The organism is Neisseria sp. P0008.S010 (assembly GCF_051962715.1).
GTDB classification, from domain to species: Bacteria; Pseudomonadota; Gammaproteobacteria; order Burkholderiales; family Neisseriaceae; genus Neisseria; species Neisseria elongata.
The window spans coordinates 1-6,031 of sequence record NZ_JBQCVA010000072.1 but is presented as its reverse complement, the minus strand read 5'-3'; the positions used below and the strand labels follow the sequence as shown (position 1 = coordinate 6,031).

General features: G+C 58.1%; 6 protein-coding genes. 5 read left to right on the top strand and 1 reads right to left on the bottom strand.

Annotated features, from left to right (window positions below; genetic code table 11):
- Positions 1–229: 229 nt before the first annotated feature.
- Positions 230–598, bottom strand: a complete 369-nt coding sequence (locus ACTHSL_RS11990) for a hemerythrin domain-containing protein (RefSeq protein WP_440381579.1) — start codon at positions 596–598, stop codon at positions 230–232.
- A gap of 79 nt (positions 599–677) precedes the next feature.
- Between ACTHSL_RS11990 and ACTHSL_RS11985 the strand changes: the two genes are divergently transcribed.
- The 5 genes from ACTHSL_RS11985 (at position 678) to ACTHSL_RS11965 (ending at position 5,896) form a co-directional block, all read left to right on the top strand.
- Positions 678–1,127 (top strand): Rrf2 family transcriptional regulator, encoded by a 450-nt coding sequence (locus ACTHSL_RS11985; protein ID WP_049248246.1) that lies wholly within the window; start codon positions 678–680, stop codon positions 1,125–1,127.
- Between the two features lie 73 nt (positions 1,128–1,200).
- Positions 1,201–2,139, top strand: a complete 939-nt coding sequence (gene hemC / locus ACTHSL_RS11980; RefSeq protein ID WP_440381578.1) for a hydroxymethylbilane synthase — start codon at positions 1,201–1,203, stop codon at positions 2,137–2,139.
- A 291-nt stretch (positions 2,140–2,430) separates the two neighbouring features.
- Positions 2,431–3,153, top strand: coding sequence for a uroporphyrinogen-III synthase (locus ACTHSL_RS11975; RefSeq protein ID WP_440381577.1), 723 nt, complete (start codon positions 2,431–2,433; stop codon positions 3,151–3,153).
- Positions 3,154–3,197: 44 nt separating this feature from the next.
- A complete protein-coding gene (locus ACTHSL_RS11970; protein ID WP_440381580.1) occupies positions 3,198–4,682 on the top strand; it encodes a uroporphyrinogen-III C-methyltransferase in 1,485 nt (494 codons plus the stop codon).
- Positions 4,679–5,896 (top strand): heme biosynthesis HemY N-terminal domain-containing protein, encoded by a 1,218-nt coding sequence (locus ACTHSL_RS11965; protein WP_440381576.1) that lies wholly within the window; start codon positions 4,679–4,681, stop codon positions 5,894–5,896. Before ACTHSL_RS11970 ends, ACTHSL_RS11965 begins: the two co-directional genes overlap by 4 nt.
- Positions 5,897–6,031 lie beyond the last annotated feature (135 nt).

Sequence of the window (6,031 nt, the reverse complement as noted above, 5' to 3'; positions counted from 1 at the left end):
ATTAGGGGCGAAAACGGCCGAAAACCTGTGTTTGGGTTTCGGCTGTCGGGGGAAGGGCTTTTTGCAAAGGTCTCGGCTTGTGTGCCCGAACAAACAGGCCGTCTGAAAAAACAAATGCGCTTTTTCAGACGGCCTGTCTGCCGTTTTAAAATAAATGTGTAAAGGCCGTACGGGAAGTGTTGAGGCCGTCTGAAAACCTCCGAAACGGTTTCTCAGAGATTTTCCGCACTCAGCCGGCGGGCGACAGCAGTTTTTCGATGGCGGGAAACAGCTCGCGTTCTTCAAAGCGGGCATGGTCGCGCAGCAGGGTGGCGAACTCGACGTTCCATAACGGATTGTTGTATTCCGGCGCGGCGTGCATGGCGCGCAGCACGGCGTGTTCGTTTTCAAAACGGGCGCGCAGGTCGTCGCGGTTCAAGTCGTGCCACAACGGGGCGAACATGGTCTCTTCGTGTTCGAAATGGGGCATCAGGCCGACGTAGTGTTCGTTGATGTCGGCCGAATGGTTGAGTTCGGGATGACGCAGGATGCGGGCGCATAGGGCGAGTGTGTGATGATGCTCATGCGACAGGGGGACCAGTATGGGGTGTCGTTTCATGGTTTTTTGTCTTAGTGGTGGCGTGTCGTTTGTGTATAATGTTGCAGATATTATGAAACTTTAACACCACGCTTGCAATATGTACCTAACTCAACAAACCGACTATGCCCTACGCGTTTTGGCCTATGCGGCCGCCAACAGCGAAGAACTGGTCAATATCGCGACCATCGCCGAAGTTTACGGCATTTCCAGAAGCCACCTGATGAAAGTGGCCACCGCCTTGGTAAAAGGCGGTTTTTTAGACAGCGTGCGCGGCAAGGGCGGCGGCCTGCGTTTGAGCCGTTCGGCGGAAGGCATCGTTATCGGCGACGTGGTGCGCCACATAGAACCGATGAAACTGGTGGAATGCATGGGCGCGGACAACCACTGCCTGCTGACTTCCTGCTGCCGGCTCAGCAATATATTGAACGATGCTGGACGGGCGTTTCTCGCGCACCTCGACAAATTTACCCTGTCCGATTTGATCAATCAGCCCACCCTCGACATGCTGTACACGCCGAAAATCTCGCTGTATGTCGAAACCGCCTGAAACATCCCCTCTCGGCCGTCTGAAAAGTCCGTTTGTTTTCAGACGGCCCGCACATCCCATTTAAGGAAAACCGATGAACACACCGAAAAAACTGGTTATCGCCAGCAGGGAAAGCATGCTGGCGATGTGGCAGGCCGAACACATCAAAGGCCGTCTGAAAGCCCTGTATCCCGACTGTGAAGTGGAAATTCTGGGCATGACGACGCGCGGCGACCAAATCCTCGACCGCACATTGTCGAAAATCGGCGGCAAAGGCCTGTTTATCAAAGAACTCGAACAGGCATTGCAAGACGGCCGTGCCGATTTGGCCGTCCATTCCATCAAAGACGTGCCGATGGAATTGCCGGAAGGGTTCGCACTGGCGGCAATCAGCGAACGCGCCAGCCCGTTTGATGCGTTCGTATCCAATCAATATGCGCGTTTGGAAGACATGCCCGAAGGCGCAATCGTCGGCACATCCAGCCTGCGCCGCGAAGCACAACTGCGGGCGAAATTCCCTCACCTGACCATCAAACCCCTGCGCGGCAACGTCCAAACCCGCCTGTCCAAGCTCGACAACGGCGATTACGATGCCGTCATCCTTGCAGCCGCCGGCCTGCAACGCCTGGGCTTGGACGGCCGCATTCGCGAAATCCTCTCGCCGGCCGACAGCCTGCCTGCGGCAGGGCAGGGCGCATTGGGCATCGAAATTGCCGCCTGCCGTACCGACCTTGCCGACATCCTGCATCCGCTGAACCACGAAGAAACCGCCGCCTGCGTTACCGCCGAACGCGCCCTTGCACGCGCGCTGGGCGGGAGCTGCCAAGTACCGCTGGCGGCTTATTGCGTGATGGAAGACGGCCTTCTGACCCTCAACGGCCTGGTCGGCCATCCCGACGGCTCCGTCATCATCGAAGCCTCCGCCCAAGCCCCGGCCGCTTATGCCGACGCACTCGGCCGTGCCGTGGCCAAACGCCTGGCCGACGACGGTGCGGAAGAACTGATAGCGGCCGTTTTGGCGGAACAGCAATAAAAAATTTGCCCTGCCGCCGTTTTCAGACGGCCTCTAAACATCGGAGGCCGTCTGAAAATATTAAATGCCGGCCGGCATATGTAAATAACGGAAAGCCGGAAAACCCCGGCCCGTATAGCGGAAAATAAAAAAACGATATATGCGCGTGCTGTAAAACGGCCGCCTTATCTGCCCCGGCTGCCGGAAAAGGAAGCCGTATCAGTTTTCGGCAGGCGGCAAGAGCCAAACGAAGGCCGTCTGAAAACCTTGTATCCGTTCCCGCCAACCCAATCCCATTTTATTCGTCCGACCATGCCTACCCTCCTGATAGTCCGACCCGCCGCCCAAGCTGCCGCCGACCGGCAAACCTGTACCGCCGCAGGCTGGCAGGGCAGCATATTCAGCCCGTTTGCCATCGAAGCCGACGCGGATGCACTCGCCCGCCTGCCCGGGCAGTTTCAGACGGCCTCCGCCGTGTTTTGGGTCAGCCCTTCGGCCGTGGCCGTGGCTGCGCCGCACCTCGAATTTTCAGACCGCAGCCCGCCGCAGATAGCCGTCGGCGGCAGCAGCGCGCGCGCATTGCAGGCGTACAGCCACACCCCGGTCTGTTTCCCCGATGACGGCAACGACAGCGAAGCCGTTTTGAGGCTGCCGTTGTGGCAAACCCTGCCGCAGGGTGCGGCCGTATTGATTGTCAGAGGCCACGGCGGACGCGAATTTCTCGCACATCAGCTTACCCTGCGCGGCTTCGACGTCCAAACCGCCGAAGTGTATTTCAGACGGCCTCTCGAACCCGATTGGACGCAGTTTTCCGCCACACCGCCCGATGCGGCGTGGATTACCTCGGCCGAATCCGTGCGCCTGCTGTTTGCCGCCGCACCGCCGCCGTTCACGCAAAAGCTGCAATCCTTGCTATACTTCACCCACCATCAGCGCGTGGCCGAGGCACTCCGTGCCGCCGGCGCGACACGGGTAAAACTGATTCCCGCGCTGGACATTGACATTTTAAATCGTTACGCGGAGCAAAACCGATGAGCGGACAAGAAACCAAACAGGCCGTAAACAACGGCGGCGAAAACATGGAAAATCCGAAAAACACCGTTTCAGACGGCCTTCAGAACGACAGGCCGTCTGAAAGCCCATCCGACGGCAAAACACCCCCTCCGCGTGCAGAAGCGGAAAAAACGCCCGAGCCCCCACAGGCTCCTGCGCCGGTCATCATCCGCGAATCCGGCGGCAAAGGTTTGGCCGTCGGCGCACTGGTATTGTCGCTGCTGGCTTTGGGCGCAGGCGGCTTTCTGTTCGTCCAAGGGCAGAACGTATTAAAAAACCAGGAAACGGCCTTCAACCAAAAAATCGACCAGGCCGCGGTAGGCGAAAGCGAAAACGCCCAAATCCTGAAAGAAAACAGCCGCAAGCAAAGCGAGCTTGCCGCCGCTTTGCTGCAGATTGCCGACGGACAAAGAGACAATAAAGAACAAATCGAAGCAGCCAACCGCGCCTATCAGGAACTGTTGCGCAACCGCGCCGACTGGCTGGTGGACGAAACCGAAGCCACGTTGAATATGGCCGCCCAACAGCTGTTGCTGTCGGGCAACGTGCCGGTGGCCGTTACCGTGCTCGAAAATATCGAAAGCCGTCTGAGCCGCTTCGAACAGGCCGACCTGTTGCCGATCAAACAGGCGGTCAGCAGTGATTTAGCGGCCTTGAAAAACCAGCCGTATCTGGACATCTCCGGCACGGCTTTGCGTTTGGACCGTCTGGAAAATGCCGTTGCCGGTATGCCGCTGGTGTTGGAAAGCACCCTGCAGCCCGGACAGGCCGAAGCCGCCCCGCAGGAAGACCCGAATGCCTCCTGGTGGCAGCGTACATGGAACAAAACCCTGCACGGGCTGGGCAATTTGGTTGAAGTGCGCAAGCTGAACAACGGTGACGCCATGCTGCTGGCTCCCGAACAAGCCTACTTCGTGCGCGAAAACCTCCGCCTGCGCCTGCTGGACGCGCGCATCGCCTTGATGCAGCACAACGGCGAAGTGTTCCTGAGCGATTTGAACAACGCCGAAGCAACGGTGAAACAATATTTCGACAACCAGTCCCCGGCCACTCAGGCGTGGCTGAAAGAGCTGGCCGAACTGAAATCGCTCGATATGAGGACGGTATCGAACGAATCCCTGAAAGCCAGCCTGGCCGCCGTACGCAACTATCAGGATACCGTGCGCGGCACGCAAAGCATCCAGCTGCCCGATCTGAAATCCGTGGCACCTGCCGAAGTTCCGGCTTCCGCGCCGGCCGAAAAAGCCGCTTCCGATACCGCCCCTGCGGCACAGGCGGCCTCCGCGCCTGCTGAAAAAGCCGCCTCCGAAGCCAAAGGGCAGCACGGCGAAAACAAGGTTGACAAAGCAGCCAAGCCTGCCGAGCATTCGGCTTCCGAGCCGGCGAAACCTGCCGAAGCGGCTAAATCCGCGAAGCCCGCCGAACCTAAAGCAAACGAAGCCGCCAAGCCGGCCAAACCCGCAGGAAATAAAGCTTCCGAACCGGGCAAAGCGAAAGGCGGTGCGGCATGAAAAGCCTGTTGTGGATTATCATCCTGTTTGCCGTCGCCGTCGGTTTGTCGATTGCATCCACACTGTTCAACGGCAACGTGTATTTCGTCGTCGGCAACACGCTGGCGCGGCTGGACTTGATGCTGTTTGTGCCGGCACTGATTTTATTCGTCGTCCTGCTGTATATCGTGGTGCAACTGATGGGCGGACTGTTTAATATTCCCGCCCGTTTGAGCCGTTTCGGCAGCGCGCGTAAAAGCCGCAAGGCCGGCAGCAACCTGAACGCCGCCGGTTTGGCTTATTTCGAAGGCAAATACCAAAAAGCCGAGCAGGAAGCGGCCAAAGTGCTGAAAAACAAAGAGGCCGGCGAGAGCCGCGCTTTGGCGTTGATGATTGCCGCCCATGCCGCCGACCACATGAACGACGAAGCCCTGCGCGCCCGCTATCTGGACGAAATTTCCGCTCTGCCGCAGGCCAACCAGCTTTCGCGTTACCTGCTGCTTGCCGAAGGCGCGCTGAACCGCCGCGATTACCCCGAAGCTTCCAACAACCTGGCCGCCGCCGCCAAAATCAATCCTCGGCTGACCCGCCTGCTGCGGCTGCAACTGCGTTATGCCTTCGACCACGGCGATGCGGCCGAAGTGTTGGACAAAACCGACGAATTGCAAAAACAAAAAGCCGTCAATCCGCATGAAGCGGGCGAATACCGCGATTGGGCCTACCGCCGCCTGCTGGCGTCGGCCACGGATGCCGACAGCCTGAAAGCCGCATTGAAGCGTATTCCCGAGGAACAAAAATCCGGCGCGCTTTGTGCGGCAATAGCGGAAAAATACGAAAAGCTCGGCCTTTATGCGTCAGCCGCCTCGTGGGTGGAAAAGCATTATCCGCAAAACCGTCAGGCAGAACTGTTGCCGCCTTTTGCCCAAAGCGTGGCTTATTTGGACGACAAAGAACAGCGTAAGGCCATCGATGCCGCCGAAGGCTGGCTGCAAAACAGCCCGCAGGATGCCGACCTGCTCGTGTATCTCGGCCAGTTGGCCTACAGCAAGCAATTGTGGGGCAAAGCACGCGGGTATCTGGAAGCGGGCATTTCCGCACGCGACAGCGTTCAGGCACGGCTGGCTTTGGCCAAAGTGTTTGATGAAACAGGCGAGAAGGAAAAAGCCGAAGAACAGAGAAAGCAGGCTTTGTCGGCAACGCAGAATACGATGCCCGTTTTGGCGAAACAGCCTTAAAACCGTTATACAAGGCATAAAGAGGCCGTCTGAAAATGCAGTTTTGCGTTTTCAGACGGCCTGAGACCTTTGCAAAATCCCCCCAAAATCCCCTAAATTCCCACCAGAACATTTAGGGGATTTCTCATGAGCACC